This window comes from Rhizobium sp. J15 (assembly GCF_002531825.1).
GTDB lineage: Bacteria > Pseudomonadota > Alphaproteobacteria > Rhizobiales > Rhizobiaceae > Rhizobium.
In genome coordinates, this window is sequence record NZ_NWSX01000031.1 from 16,641 (window position 1) to 38,951 (window position 22,311).

The 22,311-nt window shown below is 63.0% G+C and carries 21 protein-coding genes; 10 read left to right on the top strand and 11 right to left on the bottom strand.

Annotation, left to right across the window (positions count from 1 at the left end; genetic code table 11):
• The first annotated feature begins 85 nt into the window (after positions 1–85).
• On the top strand, positions 86–997 hold the full coding sequence (locus tag CO670_RS22690) for a LysR family transcriptional regulator (protein WP_097592281.1): 912 nt from the start codon (positions 86–88) through the stop codon (positions 995–997).
• A 235-nt stretch (positions 998–1,232) separates the two neighbouring features.
• On the opposite strand, the gene CO670_RS22695 is transcribed toward CO670_RS22690, so the two are convergent.
• Complete coding sequence (locus tag CO670_RS22695; RefSeq protein ID WP_097592282.1) at positions 1,233–1,976, bottom strand: SDR family oxidoreductase; 744 nt, start codon at positions 1,974–1,976, stop codon at positions 1,233–1,235.
• A gap of 118 nt (positions 1,977–2,094) precedes the next feature.
• Between CO670_RS22695 and CO670_RS22700 the strand changes: the two genes are divergently transcribed.
• The 3 genes from CO670_RS22700 to CO670_RS22710 all read left to right on the top strand — a co-directional run bounded on the left by CO670_RS22700 (position 2,095) and on the right by CO670_RS22710 (position 4,051).
• Complete coding sequence (locus tag CO670_RS22700) at positions 2,095–3,003, top strand: LysR family transcriptional regulator (protein WP_097592283.1); 909 nt, start codon at positions 2,095–2,097, stop codon at positions 3,001–3,003.
• Positions 3,004–3,070: 67 nt separating this feature from the next.
• Positions 3,071–3,385: a hypothetical protein gene (locus CO670_RS22705; protein ID WP_097592325.1), complete on the top strand. Its 315-nt coding sequence runs from the start codon at positions 3,071–3,073 to the stop codon at positions 3,383–3,385.
• Between the two features lie 48 nt (positions 3,386–3,433).
• Positions 3,434–4,051: a DNA-3-methyladenine glycosylase gene (locus CO670_RS22710; RefSeq protein WP_097592284.1), complete on the top strand. Its 618-nt coding sequence runs from the start codon at positions 3,434–3,436 to the stop codon at positions 4,049–4,051.
• Positions 4,052–4,110: 59 nt separating this feature from the next.
• Here CO670_RS22710 and CO670_RS22715 read toward each other — a convergent pair whose 3' ends face one another.
• Genes CO670_RS22715 through CO670_RS22725 form a run of 3 tightly spaced genes read right to left on the bottom strand, consistent with a single transcriptional unit; the run spans position 4,111 to position 7,322 of the window.
• A complete protein-coding gene (locus tag CO670_RS22715) occupies positions 4,111–5,652 on the bottom strand; it encodes a DHA2 family efflux MFS transporter permease subunit (protein WP_097592285.1) in 1,542 nt (513 codons plus the stop codon).
• The gene (locus CO670_RS22720; RefSeq protein ID WP_097592286.1) at positions 5,645–6,865 is read right to left on the bottom strand and encodes an HlyD family secretion protein; all 1,221 of its coding nucleotides are present in this window, start codon (positions 6,863–6,865) and stop codon (positions 5,645–5,647) included. The genes CO670_RS22715 and CO670_RS22720 overlap by 8 nt, the downstream gene beginning before the upstream one ends.
• Positions 6,858–7,322 (bottom strand): MarR family transcriptional regulator, encoded by a 465-nt coding sequence (locus CO670_RS22725; RefSeq protein ID WP_097592287.1) that lies wholly within the window; start codon positions 7,320–7,322, stop codon positions 6,858–6,860. The genes CO670_RS22720 and CO670_RS22725 overlap by 8 nt, the downstream gene beginning before the upstream one ends.
• A gap of 217 nt (positions 7,323–7,539) precedes the next feature.
• On the opposite strand from CO670_RS22725, the gene CO670_RS22730 reads away from it, so the two are divergent.
• The 3 genes from CO670_RS22730 to CO670_RS22740 all read left to right on the top strand — a co-directional run bounded on the left by CO670_RS22730 (position 7,540) and on the right by CO670_RS22740 (position 13,816).
• A complete protein-coding gene (locus CO670_RS22730) occupies positions 7,540–9,081 on the top strand; it encodes a cation:proton antiporter (protein ID WP_097592326.1) in 1,542 nt (513 codons plus the stop codon).
• 374 nt (positions 9,082–9,455) lie between these two features.
• Positions 9,456–10,634 carry an efflux RND transporter periplasmic adaptor subunit gene (locus CO670_RS22735; protein ID WP_097592288.1) on the top strand — a complete coding sequence of 393 codons (1,179 nt, stop codon included), beginning with the start codon at positions 9,456–9,458 and terminating at the stop codon, positions 10,632–10,634.
• Positions 10,631–13,816, top strand: coding sequence for a multidrug efflux RND transporter permease subunit (locus CO670_RS22740; protein WP_097592289.1), 3,186 nt, complete (start codon positions 10,631–10,633; stop codon positions 13,814–13,816). Before CO670_RS22735 ends, CO670_RS22740 begins: the two co-directional genes overlap by 4 nt.
• 9 nt (positions 13,817–13,825) lie before the next feature.
• On the opposite strand, the gene CO670_RS22745 is transcribed toward CO670_RS22740, so the two are convergent.
• On the bottom strand, positions 13,826–14,602 hold the full coding sequence (locus CO670_RS22745; RefSeq protein WP_176539003.1) for a metallophosphoesterase family protein: 777 nt from the start codon (positions 14,600–14,602) through the stop codon (positions 13,826–13,828).
• A 162-nt stretch (positions 14,603–14,764) separates the two neighbouring features.
• Here CO670_RS22745 and CO670_RS22750 point away from each other — a divergent pair, with 162 nt between their 5' ends.
• Positions 14,765–15,889, top strand: a complete 1,125-nt coding sequence (locus CO670_RS22750) for an acyl-CoA dehydrogenase family protein (RefSeq protein ID WP_097592290.1) — start codon at positions 14,765–14,767, stop codon at positions 15,887–15,889.
• Between the two features lie 12 nt (positions 15,890–15,901).
• Here the strand turns inward: CO670_RS22750 and CO670_RS22755 are convergent, their stop codons facing one another.
• Both CO670_RS22755 and CO670_RS22760 read right to left on the bottom strand, forming a co-directional pair.
• Entirely contained in the window at positions 15,902–16,366 is a 465-nt protein-coding gene (locus CO670_RS22755; protein WP_088687100.1) for an Rrf2 family transcriptional regulator, read from the bottom strand.
• A gap of 196 nt (positions 16,367–16,562) precedes the next feature.
• Entirely contained in the window at positions 16,563–17,351 is a 789-nt protein-coding gene (locus tag CO670_RS22760; RefSeq protein WP_097592291.1) for an SDR family oxidoreductase, read from the bottom strand.
• Between the two features lie 128 nt (positions 17,352–17,479).
• Between CO670_RS22760 and CO670_RS22765 the strand changes: the two genes are divergently transcribed.
• The gene (locus CO670_RS22765) at positions 17,480–18,250 is read left to right on the top strand and encodes a TIM barrel protein (RefSeq protein ID WP_097592292.1); all 771 of its coding nucleotides are present in this window, start codon (positions 17,480–17,482) and stop codon (positions 18,248–18,250) included.
• Here CO670_RS22765 and CO670_RS22770 read toward each other — a convergent pair.
• Positions 18,247–18,783, bottom strand: coding sequence for a hypothetical protein (locus tag CO670_RS22770; RefSeq protein WP_097592293.1), 537 nt, complete (start codon positions 18,781–18,783; stop codon positions 18,247–18,249). The genes CO670_RS22765 and CO670_RS22770 overlap by 4 nt on opposite strands.
• 87 nt (positions 18,784–18,870) lie before the next feature.
• On the opposite strand from CO670_RS22770, the gene CO670_RS22775 reads away from it, so the two are divergent.
• Positions 18,871–19,344, top strand: a complete 474-nt coding sequence (locus CO670_RS22775; RefSeq protein ID WP_097592294.1) for a cupin domain-containing protein — start codon at positions 18,871–18,873, stop codon at positions 19,342–19,344.
• A 6-nt stretch (positions 19,345–19,350) separates the two neighbouring features.
• Here the strand turns inward: CO670_RS22775 and CO670_RS22780 are convergent, their stop codons facing one another.
• The 3 genes from CO670_RS22780 to CO670_RS22790 are packed head-to-tail and all read right to left on the bottom strand — an operon-like array spanning position 19,351 to position 22,282.
• Positions 19,351–20,460 (bottom strand): sn-glycerol-3-phosphate import ATP-binding protein UgpC, encoded by a 1,110-nt coding sequence (locus CO670_RS22780; protein WP_097592295.1) that lies wholly within the window; start codon positions 20,458–20,460, stop codon positions 19,351–19,353.
• 12 nt (positions 20,461–20,472) lie between these two features.
• On the bottom strand, positions 20,473–21,387 hold the full coding sequence (locus CO670_RS22785; protein ID WP_097592296.1) for an ABC transporter permease subunit: 915 nt from the start codon (positions 21,385–21,387) through the stop codon (positions 20,473–20,475).
• Between the two features lie 10 nt (positions 21,388–21,397).
• The gene (locus CO670_RS22790) at positions 21,398–22,282 is read right to left on the bottom strand and encodes a sugar ABC transporter permease (RefSeq protein WP_097592297.1); all 885 of its coding nucleotides are present in this window, start codon (positions 22,280–22,282) and stop codon (positions 21,398–21,400) included.
• Positions 22,283–22,311 lie beyond the last annotated feature (29 nt).

Below are 22,311 nucleotides of genomic sequence, written 5' to 3' on the forward strand. Positions count from 1 at the left end.
AGAACAGGGAATAAGAAGCGATATCGCGATTACACTGTTCCAATTCTCGAATAATGGTGCAACGCAAACTGCGGACTCGAAACCGATGGACCAGCTTTCGGCAATGCGCGTCTTCATCCGCGTGGTGGAGACGGGCAATTTCACCCGCGCCGCCGACATGCTCGCCATGCCCAAGGCGACGGTAACCAATCTCATCCAGGGCCTGGAAGCGCATCTGCGCACCAAGCTTCTGAACCGCACCACCCGCCGGGTCATGGTGACCACGGACGGCGCCCTTTATTACGAACGCGCCGCCCAGATCATCTCCGAACTGGAGGAACTCGACGGCAGCCTGTCCAACTCGCAGAGCCTGCCGAGCGGACGGCTGCGCGTCGAAATGAGCGGCGCCTTCGCCGATGAGGTCATCGTTCCGGCTCTGTGCGATTTCTATCAGCGCTACCCCGACATCCGCCTGGATCTCGGCGTCAGCGACCGCACGGTCGATTATCTCGCGGAAAACGTCGACTGCGCGTTGCGGGCCGGCACGCCGACCGATCAATCGCTGATCGCGCGGCGTGTTTCGGAGATGGAACTGATCACCTGCGCCGCCCCGCTCTACATCCAGAAGTTCGGCATGCCCGAGCGGCCGGAGGATCTGGAGGCGACACACTATTCCGTCAATTATTTCCGCGCCCAGAACAACCGGACGCTGCCTTTCGAATTCCGCAAGGGCAACGAAATGGTCGAGATCACACCGCGCTACATCGCTTCGGTCAACGACAGCCGCACCTATCTGACCGCGGCGCTGGCGGGGCTTGGCGTTGCCCAGATACCAAGCTTCATGGCGCGCGCGCCGATGGCGCGAGGCGAACTGCTGCGCGTGTTGCCGGAGTGGCGCCGCGATGCGATCCCACTCTACGTGGTCTATCCACCGAACCGCCACCTCAGCAACAAGGTCCGCGTCTTCGTCGACTGGCTGGTGAAGCTCCTGACCGAGGCGCGGCTGAACGACCTCTGAGCGTAAAAGCCGAAACAGGTACGGCCCGGAAGGCAGGGGACACCTTCGACGGGCCGCAATTCTTGAACATCGTGCCTGTCGCACCGTAGGGAGGGTGCGGCAGGCGCTGGAGGTTCGCAAGAGAGCGGAAGGGACTCCACTCTTTCGCGATAAATGAGTTATAGGCACTCTCCGAAAGATTGTAAGAGGCAAAGCCGCAGGCTTCGTTCACATAATTGCGATGACGATGCCTTCGTCAGATCATGCCGCCATTGGCGCGCAGCGTCTGGCCGTTGATCCAGCCGCCATCCGGACCGGCGAGGAAGGCCACCGCAGCCGCGATGTCCTCGGGTGTGCCGAGGCGCTCCAGCGGGTTCATCCTGGCCATGCGGGCGATGAGGTCCTCCGACTTGCCGTTGAGGAAAAGCTCGGTGGCGACAGGACCGGGCGCGACGGCATTGACGGTGATGTTGCGGCCGCGCATCTCCTTGGCCATGATCGCCGTCAGCGTTTCGACGGCCGCCTTGGTGGCGGCGTAGATCCCGTAGGTTTCGAGCTTCAGCCCGACGACCGAGGTCGAGAAATTGATGATCCGGCCGCCGTCGCGCAGGCGCTTCGCCGCTTCCCGCAGCGTATTGAAGGTGCCCTTCAGGTTGACGCCGATCTGGCGGTCGAAGCTTTCGTCGTTAGCCTCGGCAAGCGGGGAGAGCATCATGATGCCGGCATTGTTGACGAGCACATCGACGCCGCCGAAAGCGGCTTCCGCAGCATCGAACATGCGGCGGACGGCTTGCGCCTCGGTGACATCGGCCTTCGCCGTCAGCGCCTGGCCGCCGGCCAGCTCGATCTCCCGAGCCAGTTCCTCGGCCGGCGCGGCGTTGCCGGAATAGTTGATGACGACGGTGAAACCCTCCCTGGCAAGACGTCTGGCGACTTCAGCACCGATGCCGCGGGATGCGCCGGTGACCAGTGCGACCTTGCTGTTTGCGTTGAAAGCCATGGTTGTTCTCCTTCTTAGCGCCGCAGCGCGTTTTCGATGAGGAGAAGATGCGCCTTTTCTTGGCGCGGATAATCTGGCATTCTTCGGCATCACTATCCGGGAATAGCGAACAAATTACATGGACAGGTTCGATGCCATGCGTGTCTTCTGCCGCATCGTGGAAAGGCGCAGCTTCACCCATGCCGCGGAAGACAGCGGCCTGCCGCGCTCGACCGTCACCGATGCGGTGAAGCAGCTCGAAGCCCGCCTCGGCGTTCGCCTGCTCCAGCGCACGACGCGCCATGTCAGCCCGACGCTCGACGGCGAAGCCTATTATCAGCGCTGCCTGTCGATCCTCGCCGATATCGAGGATGCCGAAGGCGCTTTTGCCGGCGCCAAACCGAAAGGCCTGCTGCGCGTCGACGTGCACGGGACGCTCGCCCGCCATTTCGTGCTGCCGAGCCTGCCGTCCTTTCTCGAAACCTATCCGGAGATCGAATTCTACATGAGCGAGGGCGACCGGCTGGTCGATCTGGTGCGCGAGGGCGTCGATTGCGTGCTGCGCGTCGGCACGCCGGCGGATAGCGACATGGTCGCCCGCCGCGTTGCCATGCTGGATGAGATCACCCTTGCCTCTCCCGCCTATATCAATGCCCACGGGCTGCCCGAGCATCCGGCCCGGCTGGCCGGCCATCGCATGATCGGTTTCCGCTCCAGCGCCACCGGCAGCCTGCTGCCGCTCGAATTCATCGTCGAGGGCACCGTGCGCGAGATCACCCTCCCCGCCGCCGTCGCCGTCAATGCCGCCGAAAGTTATGTTTCGGCGGCAAGGCTGGGCCTCGGCCTGATCCAGATCCCGCGCTACCACGCCGAAAAAGACCTCGCCGACGGGACGCTGATCCATGTGCTTGAGGATTTCCCGCTGACCCCGACCCCGGTCTCCCTGCTCTATCCCCGCAACCGCCAGCTTTCGCCGCGCGTGCGCGTGTTCATCGACTGGCTGGTGAAGGTCTTCCCTCGACAAAATTCCGAAAACGCGCTTCAGTAAATCGAGCCTTGCTAATATGAGCGCTGCGGCGCCGCGCGTCCTATTGAGGCGCAGGAGGGGGATGGCCATGGCACTCAACGACATCACCGTCTACCAGACGGAAGACGGCTTCGTCGTCGAATTCGGCGGCGAGGGCGAAGACCGCATTGCCGTGACGCTGTGCAGCACGCCGGAACTGACCGCCGAAAACGCCATCTCGCGCGCCAAGGCCCTGCTCGCGGCAGCCATCGAACCGGCCCATGGCGACAGTGCGCGCAGCAAGGATCCCGCCCTGCTCGAAGAGGAGCTGGAGGAGGGCTTGGAAGATTCCTTCCCGGCGAGCGACCCGGTCTCCGTCACCGTCTCTTCGATCCCGATGCGCGACCCGAAGGCCGGCCGGTAATAGCGCCCGCCACGCCAGGCGGTTTTGGGATGACGGCAGGCGCGCCGGATGGTATCTGCCTCGGCCATGACCGATGGTGGAATGACAAAAAGCGCGATCGGCGCCGGCGCGCTTGCCGGCGAAAGCTTGAGCGCGTTTTTCGAAAGGGACGCAATCGCTGTCGCCCGCGATCTGCTCGGCTGCCACCTGATCGTCAATGGCGCCGGCGGCCGCATCACCGAGACGGAAGCTTATTTTCCCGATGACGAGGCCTCGCACAGTTTTCGCGGGCCGACCAAGCGCAACGGCGCCATGTTCGGCCGGCCCGGCAATGTCTATATCTACCGCATCTACGGTATGTACTGGTGCCTGAATTTCGTCTGCCACCCGGGTTCGGCCGTGCTGATCCGGGCGCTTGAGCCGGAGGCGGGAATCCCCGCCATGATGGAGCGGCGCGGCACCGACATGTTGACGGCGCTCTGCAGCGGCCCCGGCAAGCTCTGCCAGGCGCTCGGCATCGATATCGACATCAACGACCGGCTGCTCGACCGCCCGCCCTATGCGCTGACGCCGTCCGCGCCGGTGCCTGTCGTTTCGGGAAAGCGCATCGGCATCACGAAAAATGCCGAAGCACCTTGGCGCTTCGGCATTCAGGGATCGCGTTATCTCAGCAAGCCGTTTCGCTAAGCAATTCCAGCAAAAGTGTGCAACGGTTTTGCGTCCGGAATTGCGTGCAGCTTCGCGGCCTATTCCATGACGGCGCTATGATCGACGGCAGGCGCCGCCTTCGGCTTGCGCAGCAGAAACACCAGCGGAATGACCGCGAGCGACATCAGCATCAACAGCTTGAAATCGTCCATATAGGCGATGATCGTCGATTGCAGCGTGATGATCTCGTTGAGCGAGGCGCGCCCCGCCGCCGTCACGGGACTGAGCCCCTGCGCCGCGACCGCGTTGAAGGCGTGGTTGAACGGCGTGACATAGGCGGCGATCGATTCATGATTGCTCTGGGTGTTTTCGACGATCAGCGCCGAGACGATCGAGATGCCGACCGACGAGCCGATATTGCGCGACAGGTTGTAGAGACCCGTGCCGTCGCCGCGCATATGGGCGGGCAGCGTGGCGAAAGCGATCGTCGTCAGCGGCACGAAGAGAAAACCGAGACCGGCGCCCTGGATGAAGCCGACCGAGACGATCGTCCATTGCGAGACGTCGGGCGTCCAGCCCGTCATGTCGTACATCGCCCAGGCGGTCAGCCCGAGCCCCAGCACCAGCAGCCAGCGCGTATCGACCTTGCCGATCAGCCGCCCGACGATGAACATGCACAGCATGGTGCCGAGGCCGCGCGGACCCATCACGATGCCGGCGGTGATGACGGGATAGCCCATCAGCGTCTGGAGATAGGGCGTCATCAGCGCCAGCGAGGCGAGATAGGTGATGCCGATCACGAAGATGAAGATCATGCTGATCGAGAAGTTCTGGTCGAGAAACAGCTTCGGATTGACGAAGGATTTCTTCGCCGTCAGCGTGTGCACCAGAAGCAGATAGAATGCGGCGGCGCAGATGATCGCTTCGAGCATGATCTCGCCAGATGAGAACCAGTCGAGCTGCTCGCCCCTGTCCAGGAAGAGCTGGAGCGAGGCGATGAACAGGCTCATCATGCCGAAACCGAACCAGTCGAGCTTGGCGAGCGCATCCCTCTTCGTTTCCGAGACGAAGATGACGATGCCGGCGAAGGCGAGCGCGCCGATCGGCACGTTGATGTAGAACACCCAGCGCCAGCTGATATTGTCGGTCAGCCAGCCGCCGATGACGGGCCCGAGGACAGGACCGACCATGACCGAGACGCCGAAGAGGGCCATGGCCGAGCCGCGCTCCTCGACCGTATAGATGTCGAGGAGGATGCCCTGGGAAAGCGGCACCAGCGATGCGCCGAACAGGCCCTGCAGCAGGCGGAAGGCGACGATCTGGTTCAGCGACTGCGCAAGGCCGCAGAGCACCGAGGCGCCGACGAAGCCCGCAATGGCGACGAGCAGCACCCGCTTGCGGCCGAACTTGGCGGCGAGGAAACCGGATGGCGGCGTCATGATCGCCGCCGCGACGATGTAGGAGGTCAGCACCCAGTTGATCTGGTCGGCGGAGGCCGACACGCTGCCCTGAATATAAGGCAGCGCCACGTTGGCGATCGTCGTGTCCAGCGCCTGCATGATGACGGCGAGAATGACGCAGGCGGTGATCGCGCCGCGATTGGCGACGGGAGCCGCTGCGGATGCGGGAACGTTACTCATGGTCCTTGCCCTGAGACCGGTCCAGAAGCTTGTTGACGAAGTCAGGCAGGCCGCGGGCATGGCCGGTGTCGATATCGACCACCGTGCTCATACCGACGCGAAGCGGCGGCTTGCCCGCGGTGTCCTCGATGCTGACGCGCATCGGAATGCGCTGCACGACCTTCACCCAGTTGCCGGTGGTGTTCTGCGCCGGCAGAAGCGAGAAACTGGAGCCGGAAGCCGGGCTGATGCTCTCGACCTTGCCCTTCCACGTGACGCCCGGATAGGTGTCGACGTAGATCTCTGCCGTCTGGCCTGACTTGACATAGGTCAGCTCGGTTTCCTTCGGGCTTGCGGCGATCCAGAGATGATCGGTGGCGACAAGCGAGAAAGCCTGCTGCGAAGCCTGCAGATAGGAGCCGACCTGCAGCGCGTTGACATTGGTGACGATGCCGTCGAACGGCGCCTTGACGACGCTGTGGTCGAACTCGCGCTGTGCATTGTCGACCTGTGACTTGGCCTGCAGATAGAGCGGGTTTTCCTCGACCGGCTGGTCGGCCGATCCGCCGAGCTGGGCGAGCGTCGTTGCGGCTTCCGCCCTGGCGACGGCAACCTTCTGCCGGGCGGCCTCCAGATTGTGCTTGGCCTCGTCATAGGCGGACTGCGTCGCGCTGCCATTGTTCACGAGGCTCTGCTGCCGGTCGAATTGATCCTGATAATAGGGCAGATCGGCCTCAGCCTGGGTGATCTCGGCAAGCGACTGCTGATAGCTCGCCTTGAGGTTCATGATCTGGTTGCGCTGGGCGCCGAGCTGCGCCTTGGCGCCATCGAGCGCGATCTTGAAGGAATCCGATTTTAGGTTGAAGAGCACCTGCCCCGCCTTGACCGCCTCGTTCTCATGCACGTTGATCTGATCGACGATGCCGGAGACATCGGTGGTAACCCCGACCATATCGGCCTGGATATAGGCGTTGTCGGTCGACATCACCTGGCCACCATTAACGTAGTAATAACCACCGACGACGAGCGCCACCGGCAGCAGGGCGAAAAGAACGGGCCGCGTGAGACTGCGCCGGCGGCGGACCTTGTTACCGCCAGGCGCAGCCACGGCGGCAGCCGGCGCTGAACTGGATGAAGGCGCTTCGGCTACCGTTTCCTGCTGTTTGACTTGGTTTTCTTCAGATGTCTTGGCATTGGCGTCGGCTACGACGCGGAGGTGGGGTTGATCAGCCATCATTCATCTCATTCTCTTCAACCGGTGTTCGGCAAGCCTGCACCAGGTTCGTCTTCATTGCGGATAGGATCTGATAGAGCTGCTCGCGCTGCTCGGCTGAAACGCCTTCCAGCGCCTCGGCCCGGGTCACATCGCCGAGCTCGCGCATTTCGGCGAGCAGCGGATGCGCCTCTTCGCGCATATAGAGCAGCCAGACACGCCGGTCGGTCGGGTGCTGGCGGCGCTCGATCAGCCCGCGCTCGGCGAGCTTGTCGAGGATGCGCACCAGCGTGATCGGCTCGATTTCGAGGATTTCGGCAAGCCCGCTCTGATGGATACCTTCATTGTTCGATAGATAGGCAAGCGTCTGCCATTGCGAACGCGTCAGCCCAAGGCACTTCGCGCGTTGCTCGAACCGCTTGCGCAGCAGCCGCGCGACGTCATGGAGAAGGAAACCGAGTGTGGGCGTGGTGTTCATGGAGACCTTTGCCGGCTATTTATAAGCATACTTATGATATGGGTAGATATATTCCCCGCCTGTGCGCTGCACAAGAGCGCTGGCGGCAGATTCCGCAGCCGCGGCCAAAATGCCGCAGCCGCCGCAAGGAGACTGGCTTCGTACGGTGGCCGCAGGCCGGCCTCAGCCCTAATTTCCGATGGAGATCGCCTCCGCCGGAGGCGCGCAGGAGGGCTCGATGGCGTTCTTCGAAAGCATGCTGACATTGCTTCTGGTGGCGATCGTCTTCCTGCAATTCTCCCGGAAATTCCGCATCCCTTATCCCACGATGCTGGCAATCGCCGGCATCATCGTCGCCGCCGTACCCTGGGCGCCCGAGGTCGCCATCGACCCGCAACTGGCGCTGGCGCTGCTGATCGCGCCCGTCCTCTTCGACGCCGCCTATGACCTGCCGCCACGAACGTTGAGGCGCAACTGGCTGCCGCTCTTCTCGCTCGCCGCCATCGCCGTCATCCTGACGGCCGTCGCGGTCGCCGCCGTCGCCATGACGACGGCTGGCCTGCCGCTTGCCGCAGCCCTGGCCCTCGGCGCCATCGTCGCGCCACCCGATGCGGCAGCGGCGACTGCCATGCTCGACCGCTTCGACCTGCCGCGCCAGACCTACGTGGTTCTGAAAGGCGAGAGCCTTTTGAACGACGCGGTCGCGCTCCTCATCTTCAGCGCCGCGGTAGCGGCCGCCTCGAGCCCGGCCTTCTTCAGCGGCGCCCTGGCGCAGCTGGCGCTTGCAGTGCCGGGAGGGATCCTCCTCGGCTATCTCCTCGGCCGTCTCTACATGGTCGTCGGCGTCAAACTCGCGGGCACGCTCGGCGGCACCTTGCTCGAATTCGTCGCCACGTTCGGCGCATGGATCATCGCCGAGCGACTGCACCTTTCGGCGATTTTGACCATCGTCGTCTATGCCATGGTGATCGCCCGCTACATGCCTGAGCGGCAGTCGGCCCGCCACCGCATCCATTCCTATTCGGTTTGGGAAGCCGCGGTCTTCCTGCTCAACGTGCTCGCCTTCCTGCTGATGGGCCTGCAGGTTCGCCAAATCGTCGTTGATATCGATCCCGGCCGCCTCGACTTCGCAATCACCCTGGCCATGGCGGTCTTCGTCACCGTCATCGTCGTCCGCCTGATCTGGGTGCTTCTCTATAATCGCGCGATCACTTATCTCGCCGCGCGCGGGCGAACGAAACAAGCCGTTCCCACCTTTGCGACGAGCCTGCTGGCCGGATGGTGCGGCATGCGCGGCCTCGTGACGCTGGCGACCGCGCTCGCCCTGCCGATCGACTTCCACGACCGCGACATCATCCTGCTCAGCGCCCTTGCCGTCGTCCTCGGCACGCTCATCGTCCAGGGGCTGACGCTCGGGCCGTTGATCCGCTTCCTGAAATTCGATCCGGACACATCCTTGGACCGCGATCTCACCAAAGCCCGCATCGCGCTCATCGATGCAGCGCTTGCCGAGCTTGACGGCGAGGACAAATCCACCCGCATTCTGCGCGAGGTCTATACTTCCGAGCGCGAGATCGCCGTCGACGGAAAACACCCCCGCGAGGTCAGCAGGCTCGACAAGCAGCGCCGCAACATCATCACCGCGAAACGCCGCAAACTGGCGGTGATGCGCCGCGCCGGCGAGATCGACGACGATGTCTTCCACACGCTGGAGCAGGAGCTCGACTGGGCCGAACTCGCCGTCCTGCCACCCGGCCGCGACGAGATCGTCGAGAGCTGATGTGCGCCATGACGTTTTGGTGGAAACCGGAATTTGACATAATTGGCATTTGCTATTTTTCGCCGCTGCCGCTTATATCCCGTTCCACAGCATTACGATTTTTCCATTGTGCATCGCGTGCCGGCCTTCCCTTCCATCGATCGGGCGCCGGGGGAAATCACGGAAGCTAGAACAGGATGATTTCAGGCCCGGTTGGCCTAAAATCTGAATCCTGTTCTAACTTAAAGAGTTAGAGCATGATGTCGTCCGAAAACCGCTCACACTTTTCGGCATCATGCTCTAAGGCTTCCGTCCACAGCAGCAAGACATGAATAGCATCACTTCATCTTAGGTTCGGCGGCAGTCGATCGGCCGTCGAGATTGGAGGGACCGGTATGACTTACGCGCTTCGACGGATATTGATGCTCGGCTGCATCGCCACGTTCATGCCTTTGGCCGCAATGGCTCAGGGCGCTCCCTCCGCCCCGCCTCCCGTCACCGTCGCAAAGCCTGTCGTGCGCGATGTCGTCGATAATGACGAATTCATCGGGCGTTTCCAGCCGGTCGACGAGGTCTCCGTGCGCTCGCGCGTCGGCGGCTACCTGCAGGAAGTTCATTTCGAGGATGGCGCCCTGGTCAAGCAGGGCGACCTGCTTTTCGTCATCGACCAGCGGCCGTTCATAACCGCGCTCAACCAGGCAAAGGCCGCGCTCGAAGCGTCGCAGTCCACCCTTGTCTTCGCCGATGCGCAGTATAAGCGCGCCCAGTCGCTGGCTTCGAGCGGCAGCCAGTCCGCTCAGACGCTCGACGATCGCCGCCGCGAATTCGATTCCGCCCAGGCCAATGTCCGCGGCGCGCAGGCCGCCGCCGATCGCGCGGCGCTCGACCTCGAATATACCGAGATCAAGGCGCCGCTCGGCGGCCGCATCGACCGTCGCCTGATCTCGACAGGCAACCTCGTCCAGGCCGACCAGACGGTGCTTACCACCATCGTTTCCCTCGATCCGATCGATTTCTATTTCGACGTCGACGAGCGCCGCCTGCTGAATTTCGCAGACACCGCCCGCAAGATGGGCACGGACCTCCAGCTCGGCGGCGGCGGCGTTGACGTCTCCGTCACGATCTCCGATCCCACCGCCAAACCCTTCAAGGGGAAACTCGATTTCGCCGAGAACCGGGTCGACAACGAGAGCGGCACCATTCGCATCCGCGCCCGCCTTGCAAATCCCGATCTCGTCTTGCAGCCGGGCCTGTTCGGCCGCGTGCAGGTCGCAGCCTCCAACACCTACAAGGCCATCCTCGTCCCGGATGAGGCGATCGGCTCCGACCAGAACGAACGCGTCGTCTATGTCGTCGATGCGCAAGGCAAGGTTTCGACCAAGCCGGTGCGGCCCGGACCGCGGCTCTACGGCTATCGCGTCATCCGCGAGGGCCTCGACGGCACCGAGACGATCATCGTCAACGGCCTGATGCGCGCAAGGCCGGGCTCGACGATCACGCCCGAGATGAGCGAACTGCCGCAGGAGCGGCAGGACATGCCGCCGGAAGCCGCGAATGCGGAGACCGGACAATGAGATTTGCGCACTTTTTCGTGGACCGGCCGATTTTCGCGGCCGTCATCTCGATCCTCTTCCTCGTCGTCGGCGGCATCGCCTACACGCAGCTGCCGGTCTCCCAATATCCGGAGATCGCGCCGCCCACCATCGTCGTGCGCACTTCCTATCCGGGTGCCGACCCACAGACCATCGCCGACACCGTTTCGACGCCGCTGGAGCAGCAGATCAACGGCGTCGAGGACATGCTCTACATGTCCTCCTATTCCAGCGCCGACGGCGCCATGTCGCTGACGATCACCTTCAAGCTCGGCACCGATCTCGACAAGGTCCAGGTGCTCGTCCAGAATCGCGTGTCGATCGCGCTTCCCCGTCTTCCCGAGGAAGTCCAGCGGCTCGGCGTGACGACGGACAAGAGCTCGCCCGATCTGATGATGGTGGTGCACCTTCTGTCGCCGTCGCATCGCTATGACCAGCTTTACGTTTCGAACTACGCCCGCAACCGCATTCGCGACGTGCTCGTGCGCCTCGACGGCGTCGGCGACGTGCAGCTTTTCGGCGAGCGGCAATATTCGATGCGCATCTGGCTGGACCCGGAAAAACTCTCCGCCTACGGCATGACATCGGACGACGTCGTCTCCGCCTTGAGAGACCAGAACGTCCAGGTCTCCGGCGGCAAGATCGGCGCGCCGCCGGTGACCGGCAGGAACGCCTTCGAATATACGGTGCGAACGGACGGACGCTTTTCCGACGCGCGCGAATTCCGCTACGTCATCGTCAAATCGACGGGAGCCGGCCGGCTCGTGCAGCTGCAGGATGTCGCCCGCATCGAACTCGGCGCGCAGGATTACGTCACCAACAGCTATCTCAACAACGATCCCGCTGTTGCGCTTGGCATTTTCGCCCGGCCGGGCACCAATGCCCTCGACACCGCCCATCAGGTCCAGACGATCATGAAGGACATCTCCCAGAACTTCCCGGAGGGTCTGGAGTATCGCATCGTCTACGACACGACCGAATTCATCTCGGCTTCGATCAATGAGGTCTATAAGACCATCGCCGAAGCGGCCATTCTGGTGGCGATCGTCGTCCTCGTCTTCCTGCAATCCTGGCGGACCGCGATCATACCGATCGTCGCCATTCCCGTCTCGCTGATCGGCACCTTCGCCGTGCTCCTGGCCTTCGGCTTTTCGCTGAACATGCTGACGCTCTTCGGCCTCGTGCTGGCGATCGGCATCGTCGTCGACGACGCGATCGTCGTGGTGGAAAATGTCGAGCGCAATCTGGCGCGCGGCATGACGCCGAAAGAGGCCTCTCACGTCACCATGGACGAAGTGGGAACCGCGGTCATCGCCATCTCCCTGGTGCTGATCGCGGTCTTCGTGCCGACGGCCTTCATCCCAGGCATCTCAGGCCAGTTCTACAGGCAGTTCGCCGTCACGATCGCCGTCACCACCGCGATATCGGCGCTGAACTCCCTGACGCTGTCACCCGCGCTCGCTGGCATATTGCTGAAACCCCACGATCACGAGAACAAGCGCAGAAGCATCGCATCGCGCCTCGGAACGGGCCTTGCAAACGGCTTCAACCGCGGCTTCGACCGGATGAGCTCCGGCTATTCCTGGACCGTCCGTCACCTGGTCAGCAGCTGGGTAGGTTTGACCTGCTCGATGCTTGCCTTCGTCGGTCTTCTCGGCGCGACCTGGTACATGAGCACCCGCGTTCCTTCAGGCTTCATCCCGACCATGGACCAGGGCTACGCGATCGTCGTCGTCCAGCTTCCCGACGGCGCCTCGCTCGCGCGCACCGATGCCGTCGTCAAACGGGTGGGCGACATCGCCCGAACCGTGCCCGGCGTCGGCAACGCCGTGCAATTCGCCGGCTTCAGCGGGGCGACATTCACCAATGCCTCGAATTCGGGCGTCGTCTTCGTTCCTTTCAAATCCTTCGCCGAACGCGAGGAAGGCGGAGACAACGCCAACAAGATCATCGGCGAACTCTTCGGCAAGCTGCAAAGCATCCAGGAAGCCTTCATCATCGCCATTCCGCCGCCCTCCGTGCGCGGCGTCGGCAATTCCGGCGGCTTCAAGATGCAGATTTCCGATCTTGAAAACCCCGACATGACGCGCGTGCTCGGCCTTGCCCGCCAGATGATGGGAGCGGCGGCAACGACCGAGGGGCTGACCGGCGTCTTTACGACTTTCTCCGATGCAAGCCCGCAATATTTCCTGTCGATCGACCGCGACAAGGCGCGCTTCCTGAACGTGCCGATCCCCAACATCTTCAACGCGCTGTCGATCAATCTCGGCGTGGCCTACGTCAACGATTTCAATGCGTTCGGCCGCGTCTACCAGGTGCGCGCCCAGGCCGACCGGCAATACCGCATGGACAGGGAAGACATTCTCGCCCTGAAGGTTCGCTCGGCGACCGGCGCACTGGTGCCGCTCGGCACCCTGATGGATATCCAGGATTCCAGCGGCCCGGCCCTCGTGCAGCGCTACAACATGTATGTCTCGGTGCCGCTTCAGGGCAATCCGACGCCCGGCACCTCGACAGGCGATGCGCTGAAGAAGATGGAGGAACTGGCGGCCAAGATCCTGCCGCCGGGAACGACCTTCGAATGGACGGAACTCGCCTATCAGGAGACCCATACCGGCAATACCGCCGTCTATATCTTCGCCCTCTCCGTCATTTTCGTCTTCCTGGCGCTGGCGGCTCAATATGAAAGCTGGGTTCTGCCGCTGGCGATCATTCTCATCGTCCCGCTCGCGGTGCTCGCGGCGCTGATCGGGGTTTCGCTGAGAGGAATGGACAATAACGTTCTGACGCAGATCGGCCTGATCGTGCTGATCGGCCTTGCGGCCAAGAACGCCATTCTGATCGTCGAGTTCGCAAGACAGGCGGAAGAGGAAGGCAAATCGCCGGTCGAGGCCGCCATCGAGGCCAGCCACCTTCGCCTGCGCCCGATCCTGATGACGGCATTCGCCTTCATCTTCGGCGTTCTGCCGCTCGCCATCGCCACCGGTCCCGGCGCCGAAATGCGCCAGTCGCTCGGCACCGCCGTTTTCTCCGGCATGCTCGGCGTCACGCTCTTCGGCCTGTTCCTGACGCCGGTCTTCTACGTCGTGCTGCGCGGCCGGCGCCGCAGCCGAACGGCTGAAAAGCCGGTCGAGGCGGTGCCGGTTGAAAGAGAGACCGTCTAAAACGGCGGGTCAGGTGGAAAACAGATGCACCTGGCCCCGCCAGAAGCGGGCGACGGTGAGCTTGCCACTGCGAAAGGCGCGCGTGTCCAGATTGAGCCGCCTCGGCCGGATGTCGGGCTCATCGTTCGGCGTGTGGCCGTGGACGACGAGCTTCGGCAGGGGCACCCTGCTTTCGAGAAAGCGATGGCGGATGAGAACCAGGTCCTCGTCCGTCTGGGCGGCAAGCGGCACCGTCGGATCGATGCCGGCATGAACGAAGAGCACATCGGGCGTGTCCAGCATCACCGGCATCGCCCGCATGAAATCGATATGCGTCCGCGGCAGAGAATGGCGGATGAAGGCGTCGAGCTGCGCACCGGATGGGAAGATCAGCGGCAGATGCTCCGGATCGAGGCCATAGGATTTGAGCAATTCCGCCGATCCCATGCGCATCCAGTCGTCATAGGAGGCCCAGCCGTCGATATAGTCGAGCATGGCGATTTCGTGGTTGCCGGCAAGGCAGATGCGCTCGAAACCATCGGGCATCGGCTCCATCAGATAGCTGATGACCTGCGCCGACTCAGGGCCGCGATCGATGTAATCGCCGAGCATCACGATCAGCTTGCGCCCCGGCAGCTGCGCACCGTCGCGCAGGATAGCCTCCTCGGCTTTCACAAGCAGGTCGTACCGGCCGTGAACATCGCCGATCGCATAGGTCGGGATATCGGCAATCTCAAGCGTCAGACGCGGTCTCTGCTGGCGCCCCATTTTCCAAACCTCGCTGTTGCGGGCGAGAGAGTCGCTCATCATGTTTCCGATCAGATTGTCCCTAATTGACCCAAAGTAGAGCAGAGGACAAGGCGATCAAGTTGGTAAGAAAATTCAAAGCTTTCGGGTTTCGTAGAAAAACCGGCCTTATCATTCGAGGATCAATCCCTCACTGCTGTAGCCATCGAGGAAGAGTGACCGATGGGAACGGTATCGCAGCTTCATGATAGCCTCAGGCCTCCCGCGCACCGCATCGAAAGCGAAGAGGAGGCGATATCCATGGCCCGCGATCTCGCCGCCGCATTCCGGCGTCAGGCGAGCGAACGCGACGTCAACCGCATCCTGCCGCACGCCGAGCTCGACGCGCTGTCGGCATCGGGGCTGACGGCAATCACCGTTCCGCCCGAATATGAAGGGCTCGACGTCTCGAACGCCCTGCTGGCCGAAATCGTCGCGATCATCGCCGAGGGCGATGCCTCGATCGGCGAGGCGCTGGGAAACCATTTCTGCGTGCTGGAGAACATCCGCACCCAGGCCTCCGAGGATCTGAAAACATCGCTGTTTGCCCGCGTGCTGCTCGGCGACCGCTTCGCGGCCGCCACCTTCGACGACGCCGCCAGCCTGACCGCCGAAGGCCCGGGCTACCGTGTAAGCGGGCGCACGCGCCAGGCGCCCGGCATTCTCTTTGCCGACTGGGTCGCCGCTGCCGCCACCGCCCCGCCCGGCCGTCCGGTCACGCTCTATCTTGCCCGCGGCGACGACAATGTTCAGGCGGTCGATGATTGGGATGGCTTCGGCCAGCGCACCAATGGATCGGCGACGGCGATCGTCGCCGAGCTCCATGTCAATGCCGATGCGATTGGGCCCGCTCCTGCCTCCGAATATTCGACAGGCATCTCGCTTGGCCTGCTGCTCAAGGCCGGCGTCAGCCTCGGCATCGCGCGTGCCGGATTGAGCGACCTGCTGACCACGATCGGCGATCGCAGCGCCATCCTTGCGCCGCTCGGCCAGCACGCCGTCCGCATCGAAACGACGGCGGCAGCGCTCGAACGGGCCGGCCGCAAGCTCGATATCGCCCAGGTCAATTCCGGAGAGGCCGCGACCGCGGATGCGCATTTCTCCGCTTCGGCTGCCGCAATCATGGCAGGCGATACGGCGCTCGGCACTGCAAATGCGCTCTTCGAACTTGCGGGGGAGATATCGGCCGGCATCGGGCTCAATCTCGACCGCCATTGGCGCAATGCCCGCATCCACGCGCTGTCGCTGCCGCGAGACCGGCTGCTGCGGACGGCCGGCGATCATATGGCGAAGCTGGGCGAGGCTTGAAGCGACGAGATCTCAGCTGGCGGCGGAGATGGGAAATTCCTCTTTGTCGCCTTCGATGCGGCCGCCGCCGGAAACGAATTGTTCGAGGCTCATATTGTCGAGAATGGCGGCGATCGCGTCCCGGACATCGGTCATCGAGCGCCGCACCTGACAGGTTTCCGGATCGGCGCAGTCATCGCAGGCCTCGAAAGCCGTGCGGCTGGCGCAGCGGATCGGCGCCAGGGGGCCGTCCAATGTGCGGATGACGTGGCCGATGCGGATTTCGGAAGCCGGCCGCGACAGGGAATAGCCGCCGCCCGGTCCCTTCTTCGAGCGCAGGATGCCGACATTGCGCAGTTCCAGCAGGATCGTGTCGAGAAACTTCTTCGGGATATTGTTGCGTGACGCGATGTCGTTAATGAAGGCGGTTTCTCCTGGCGCCAGCCGCGCCAGATCGACCAGCGCCTTCAGCCCGTATTTTCCCTTTTTCGTCAGCATCGTCGTCGCCCTGTGGAGATCGCAGTATTCACCCTGATAATAGCAGGCAAATAGCGTCAAAAGCGTGAACATACAACAAAATAGCTATTATTTATAGCTTATATTGGCAACATCCGCCTACCCCTCCGGCGGCTACGCGGCGACATTCCGGGCGCCGCTCGATTGCAGCCCCGGCCCTGCCGCCCGCGCTGCTTTGTCAGATCGTCTTCAGCATGCCGCCATCGACGAAATAGGTCGAGCCGATGCAGTAGCTCGCCCGCTCCGAACTCAGGAAGACGAAGACGTTTGCCAGCTCCTCCGGCGTGCCGAAACGTTTGGAGGCGGCATGCTCGTTGGCGACGCTCTGCAAATAGCCTTCCCAGTTGCCGCCGCTTTCGGCCGTCAGTTGCTTGGCGGTCTTGATCCAGTCCGGCGTCAGGATCAGGCCGGCATTGATGCAGTTGACGCGGATGTTGTCGGGGATGAGCTCGGTCGACAGCGTCTTGGAAAACATCATCAGCGCCGATTTGCTGACATTGTAGATCGGCTCGTACCAGAGCGGCTGGACGGCGCAGATCGAGGCATTGTGCAGGATCACCCCGCCGCCGCGTTTCTTCATCTGCGGCGCGATCCCGCGCGCCAGCCGCACGGCGGCCATCACGTGCAGGTCCCAATAGGCCTGCCACTTCTCGTCCGGCGCCTCCATCACCGTCTCGTTCGATCCGGTGCCGGCGTTGTTGATGAGGATATCGGCCCCGCCCCGTTCTGCGGCCGCAGCAATGATCGCCTCCGTTCCTGCTGCCGTCGCGACGTCGGCGGCAACGGCGGTGGCGCTGACGCCGTATTTCTCGGCAATGCGGGCGGCTTCCGCCTCCAGCCGCTCACCGCCGCGCGCGGCGAGCACGAGATCCGTGCCCTCAGCCGCCAGCCCCTCGGCGATCGCCAGCCCGATGCCGACCGATGCGCCCGTTATGACCGCGATCTTTCCCTTCAATCCGAGATCCATATCTTCCTCCAGAAGCGCCGGCGAGCCCGGCCCGATGGGGCGAGTGTTCCGCCAATGAATCCGGGCGTCAAGCCTTGCGGCAGGCTTCGATCTGGCGCATGTCTGCATCGACCGATCGGAGGAGTTTCATGCGACGTTATTCAGCCTGCATAGAGTGGCTGTTTGCCGAAGAGGCCGGCAGTTTTCCCGATCGCATCCGCCGCGCCCATGCCGGCGGCCTGACGGCGGTCGAATTCTGGCGCTGGACCGACAAGGACCTGGACGCGATCAAGGCGGCGCTTGATGAAACCGGACTTGCCGTCACCAGCCTCGTTGCCGAACCGATGATCGCGCTGACCGACGCCGCCAACCGGCAGGCCTGGCTCAAGGGCCTTGCCGAGTCCGCCGCCGTCGCCAGGCGTCTCGGCGCGCCGGTGCTGATCGCCCAGGCAGGCGACGATCTTCCCGGCTTCACCCAGCAGGCGCAGCGCCAGGCGCTCACCGAAACGCTGAAAGCCGGCGCCGATATCCTCGAAGGCAGCGGCGTGCGCCTCGGCGTCGAGCCGCTCAACACCCGCATCGACCACATCGGCTATTTCCTTGCTTCGACCCGCGAAGGGCTCGATATCGTCGATGACGTCACCCGTCCCGAGATCGGCATCGTCTATGATATCTACCATTCCGCCGTGATGGACGAACGCACCGAAGAGGTGCTGAACGGCCGTCTCGACCGCGTCTTCCACGTCCATGTCGCCGATCATCCCGGCCGCAACGAACCGGGCTCCGGCGGCATCGACCTCGCCCACCGCCTCAACTGGATCTTCGCCAACGGCTATGATGGCGCCGTCGGCCTCGAATACCGGCCGACCAGATCCGGTGCGGACGCCGTCAAGGCCGCGATCGCCTCGCTCGGCGGCTAGCTCGAATTGGCGCCTTCTGCGAAGGCCTCGAGTTCGGGATCGAACTCGACCTCGACGACATTGTTGAAGACGGCGGTCGCCAGCATGATGCCGGCGAAAGCGACGAGATCGACGAGCGTCTTGGTCTCGTAGCGCTCCTTCAGCTTGGCCCAGAGATCGGCCGGAACGGCATTGGAATCGGTGACAACAGCCCTGCCGAAGGCGTCGAGCAGCGCTTCCGTTTCCGAAAGCTCCAGCGCATCGGGGTCGAAACCCTTGCCGATCAGCGCCCGGCGAAAGAAGGTGATGGCGATCTTCGACTTCGCCGCCTTCGAGATCGCATGCGAGAAGATCCAGACCTCCCGATCGCTGATGACAGGATCGAGCTCGGCCCGCAGCGTGAACCACTCGGCATAGATGCGATGGGCGACCGGCGAATGTAAGAGCGTCCGCTTCATGTTGGTCATGCGCCCGCGCAGCCTGATCTCTTCATCATGCGCCGCGCGAACCTCTTGCGAAGCGGCGTCGTAATCGATCTGCGGGAGATGGCTCATCGGGTGAATGCTTTCCTTGAAGATAAATCCGCTTGGCCGGCGGGCCGCGCCTACCTAGATTGTTTACATCAAAGATGGAGGCAAGGCATGAGCGGCAACCACGAGCATTCTCACATCGACTGGCGGGAACATGGCGTCAAGGTCATTCCCGGCAATTCGCTCGATCCCAACACCGCGCAGACGCCGGGCATGAACCGCGCGACCGCGATCAACAATGCGCGCGCCGGCGCCGAGAAGATCTGGGCCGGCACGGTGACGATCCATGCCAACGCCAAGACCGGCGCCCACCATCACGGCGATCTCGAAAGCATTATCTACGTGGTCAAGGGCAAGGCCCGCATGCGCTGGGGCGAGCATCTGGAATATACCGCCGAAGCCGGGCCTGGCGATTTCATCTATGTCCCGCCCTATGTACCGCATCAGGAGATCAACGCCAGCCGTGACAAGACGCTGGAATGCGTGCTCGTCCGCTCAGGCCAGGAGCCCGTCGTCGTCAATCTCGATATCGAGCCGGTGGAAAAACCGGAAGACGTTCCCTGGATCGATCCGATCCATCGCTGATATCCGTTACGCGTGAACCGTGGCGGCGCTGCTCATGGCGGAATTCTCGATGATACGGCCGGTATCGTAGGCATAGAGGTGGATTGCATTGTGATCGATCGCGATGCCGATCTGATCGCCCGATTTCACCGTCACGACTTCCGTCAGCGCCACGGCAAAAGGCAGCCCGTCGAAATCGGCATGAACGACACGGCTCGCGCCGAGCTCTTCGATGAAATCGGCCGTCGCGATCAAAGCGCCGGGCGCATCCGGCGCCACCAGCCGGGCGGCCTCGGCGCGCATGCCGAGCACGACGCGCTTTCCCTTCAGGCTCGCGGCGCGTTCGCGCGGCAGCGCGATCTTGCGGCTCTGATCATAGACGAAGACGCCCTCGTCGTTGATCGTGCCTTCGAGCAGGTTCATCGCCGGGGTGCCGACGAAGCCGGCGACGAAACGCGAGACCGGATGATGATAGACCTCTTCCGGCGTGCCGACCTGCTCGACCCTGCCGCCATTCATCACCACCAGCCGGTCGGCGAGCGTCATCGCCTCGGTCTGGTCATGCGTGACAAAGATCGAGGTGGCGCCGAGGCGCCGGTGGAGGCGGCGGATTTCGGCGCGCATGGCGATGCGCAGCTTGGCGTCGAGGTTCGACAGCGGCTCGTCGAAGAGGAACACCTTCGGCTCGCGGATCATCGCGCGGCCCATGGCGACGCGCTGGCGCTGGCCGCCGGAAAGCGCGGCCGGCCGGCGGTCGAGGAAGGGTTCGAGGCTGAGCGCTTTGGCGACCTCTCCAATGCGTCGCTCCCGCTCCGCCTTCGCCACACCGGCGACCTTCAGGGCGTAGCCGATATTCTGGGCCACGGTCATATGCGGATAGAGCGCGTAGTTCTGGAACACCATGGCGCAGCCGCGCTCGCGCGGCTCCAGCTGGTTGACGACGCGGCCGTCGATGGCGATTTCGCCGCCGCTGATTTCCTCGAGGCCGGCGATCATGCGCAAGAGCGTGGACTTGCCGCAGCCGGAAGGGCCGAGGATGACGATGAATTCGCCGGACTGGATCTCCAGGTCGACGCCGTGAACGACGGGATGTTTGCCGTAGCTCTTCTTCACATCACGGATTGAGATCGGTGCCACAGAACTGTTCCTTCACTTCTCGGTGGAGATGAGGCCACGCACGAACCAGCGCTGCATCAGGATGACGAGCACGAGCGGCGGCGACATGATGATAAGTGTACCCGCCATGGCGACGTTCCAGTCAGGCAGGCCGAATTCGGATGGGATCAAGGTCTTGAGCTGCGTCACCGCAATACCGAAATTCGGATCGGTGGTGATGAGAAGCGGCCAGAGATACTGGTTCCATGCCCAGACGAACATGATCGTGAACAGCGCGATCATGTTCGGTCGCGACAGCGGCAACAGAATGTCCCAGAAGAACCGGACCGCCCCCGATCCGTCCATCTTCGAAGCCTCCGCAAGCTCATCGGGAACCGTCAGGTAGAACTGCCGGTAGAGGAAGGTGCCGGTCGCGGTGGCGACGAGCGGCGCCACGAGGCCGGTATAGGAATTCAGCAGGCCCCATTCCAGCTTGATCTGGATCCCGGTGATCTGTGCAACGAGCCAACTGATGCCGGTGACATCGAGGATCGTTTGGAAAGGCTGCAGCGCATTGGCGGCGATCGAATAGGTCGGCACGATACGGACTTCGAGCGGCAGCATCAGCGTGATGAAGATGATCCAGAAAATCAGGTGCCGGCCGCGGAAGCGGAAATAGACGATCGAGAAGGCCGCCATGGCGGAAAGGATGACCTTGCCGGCAGCGACCGACGTGGCGAAGATGATGCTGTGCAGCAGCTTGTTGCCGAGATCGGCGCGCACCCAGGCTTCCCGGGCGTTGTCCCAGAAATGCGAGCCCGGCGTCAGCGGCAGCGGCACGCGGTTGACCGTCTCCAGATCGAGCGTCGATGCGATGATGACGATGACGAAAGGCAGGAGCGCGATCACCATGCCGAGCGCCAGAAGCGTGTAGCAGATGAAGTTGAATATCGGCGTGCGTTCGATCATGTCCGCGACCTCACTTGTAGTGCACGCGCCGCTCGATGAAGCGGAACTGGAAGATGGTGAGCATGACGACGAGCAGCATCAGGATGATGGATTGCGCCGCAGCGCCCGAATAATCGAGGCCCCGGAAACCGTCGAAATAAATCTTGTAGACCATCAGCTCCGTCGTGCGCGCCGGGCCGCCCTGCGTCATGACGTCGACGATGCCGAAGGAATCCTGGAAGCTTTCGGTGATGTTGATGACCAGCAGGAAGAACAAGGTCGGGGTCAGCAGCGGCAGCTGGAGGTCCCACATGCGGCGCAGCGGCCCCGACCCGTCCATGGCGGCCGCTTCGATCAGCGAGCGCGGAATGCCCTGCAGAGCCGAGAGGAAGAAGATGAAGTTATAGCCGATATATTTCCAGGAGAAGGCGACGATGACGGCGATCATCGCGTCCTTGCCGTCGAGCGCGGGATTCCAGAGCCCCGGCCAGACATGGTTGATGACCGAGAGAAGGCCGGCCTCCGGCGCCAGGATGAAGCGGAAGGCGAGCCCGAGAGCGGGCGCGGCGATCGCATAGGGCCAGATGAAAACCGACCGGTAGATCTTGTGGCCGCGCAGTTCGCGATCCGTCAAAAGCGCCAGGATGAGCGCCAGCCCCATGGCAATGATCGTCGAGCTGAAGCCGAAGACCATGCTGCGGGTGATCGATTCCCAATAGATCGGATCGCTGAGCAGCAGCTTGAAATTGTCGAAGCCGACCCAGGCATTGCCGCCGCCCCATGGCTGCTCGAGCGTGAATGCCCAATAGAGCGCCTGCGCGCTCGGCCAGTAGAAGAAGACGAAGATCAGCAGCAGCATCGGGAATGCGAACAGCAGGCCGATCGTCGTCGAGGAGAAAGTGACGCGCTTTTCCATGGGTGGTCGTTTTCGCCTGGTTTGACGTC

Bases quoted from the DNA above. Each gene is read 5' to 3' on its own strand.
- CO670_RS22745 (WP_176539003.1), bottom strand. From the start codon at position 14,602: ATGAGCGACTCTCTCGCCCGCAACAGCGAGGTTTGGAAAATGGGGCGC.
- CO670_RS22750 (WP_097592290.1), top strand. From the start codon at position 14,765: ATGGGAACGGTATCGCAGCTTCATGATAGCCTCAGGCCTCCCGCGCAC.
- CO670_RS22695 (WP_097592282.1), bottom strand. From the start codon at position 1,976: ATGGCTTTCAACGCAAACAGCAAGGTCGCACTGGTCACCGGCGCATCC.
- CO670_RS22730 (WP_097592326.1), top strand. From the start codon at position 7,540: ATGGCGTTCTTCGAAAGCATGCTGACATTGCTTCTGGTGGCGATCGTC.
- CO670_RS22765 (WP_097592292.1), top strand. From the start codon at position 17,480: ATGCGACGTTATTCAGCCTGCATAGAGTGGCTGTTTGCCGAAGAGGCC.
- CO670_RS22725 (WP_097592287.1), bottom strand. From the start codon at position 7,322: ATGAACACCACGCCCACACTCGGTTTCCTTCTCCATGACGTCGCGCGG.
- CO670_RS22755 (WP_088687100.1), bottom strand. From the start codon at position 16,366: ATGCTGACGAAAAAGGGAAAATACGGGCTGAAGGCGCTGGTCGATCTG.
- CO670_RS22710 (WP_097592284.1), top strand. From the start codon at position 3,434: ATGGTATCTGCCTCGGCCATGACCGATGGTGGAATGACAAAAAGCGCG.
- CO670_RS22735 (WP_097592288.1), top strand. From the start codon at position 9,456: ATGACTTACGCGCTTCGACGGATATTGATGCTCGGCTGCATCGCCACG.
- CO670_RS22790 (WP_097592297.1), bottom strand. From the start codon at position 22,282: ATGGAAAAGCGCGTCACTTTCTCCTCGACGACGATCGGCCTGCTGTTC.
- CO670_RS22705 (WP_097592325.1), top strand. From the start codon at position 3,071: ATGGCACTCAACGACATCACCGTCTACCAGACGGAAGACGGCTTCGTC.
- CO670_RS22785 (WP_097592296.1), bottom strand. From the start codon at position 21,387: ATGATCGAACGCACGCCGATATTCAACTTCATCTGCTACACGCTTCTG.
- CO670_RS22740 (WP_097592289.1), top strand. From the start codon at position 10,631: ATGAGATTTGCGCACTTTTTCGTGGACCGGCCGATTTTCGCGGCCGTC.
- CO670_RS22700 (WP_097592283.1), top strand. From the start codon at position 2,095: ATGGACAGGTTCGATGCCATGCGTGTCTTCTGCCGCATCGTGGAAAGG.
- CO670_RS22690 (WP_097592281.1), top strand. From the start codon at position 86: ATGGACCAGCTTTCGGCAATGCGCGTCTTCATCCGCGTGGTGGAGACG.
- CO670_RS22770 (WP_097592293.1), bottom strand. From the start codon at position 18,783: ATGAGCCATCTCCCGCAGATCGATTACGACGCCGCTTCGCAAGAGGTT.
- CO670_RS22775 (WP_097592294.1), top strand. From the start codon at position 18,871: ATGAGCGGCAACCACGAGCATTCTCACATCGACTGGCGGGAACATGGC.
- CO670_RS22720 (WP_097592286.1), bottom strand. From the start codon at position 6,865: ATGGCTGATCAACCCCACCTCCGCGTCGTAGCCGACGCCAATGCCAAG.
- CO670_RS22715 (WP_097592285.1), bottom strand. From the start codon at position 5,652: ATGAGTAACGTTCCCGCATCCGCAGCGGCTCCCGTCGCCAATCGCGGC.
- CO670_RS22760 (WP_097592291.1), bottom strand. From the start codon at position 17,351: ATGGATCTCGGATTGAAGGGAAAGATCGCGGTCATAACGGGCGCATCG.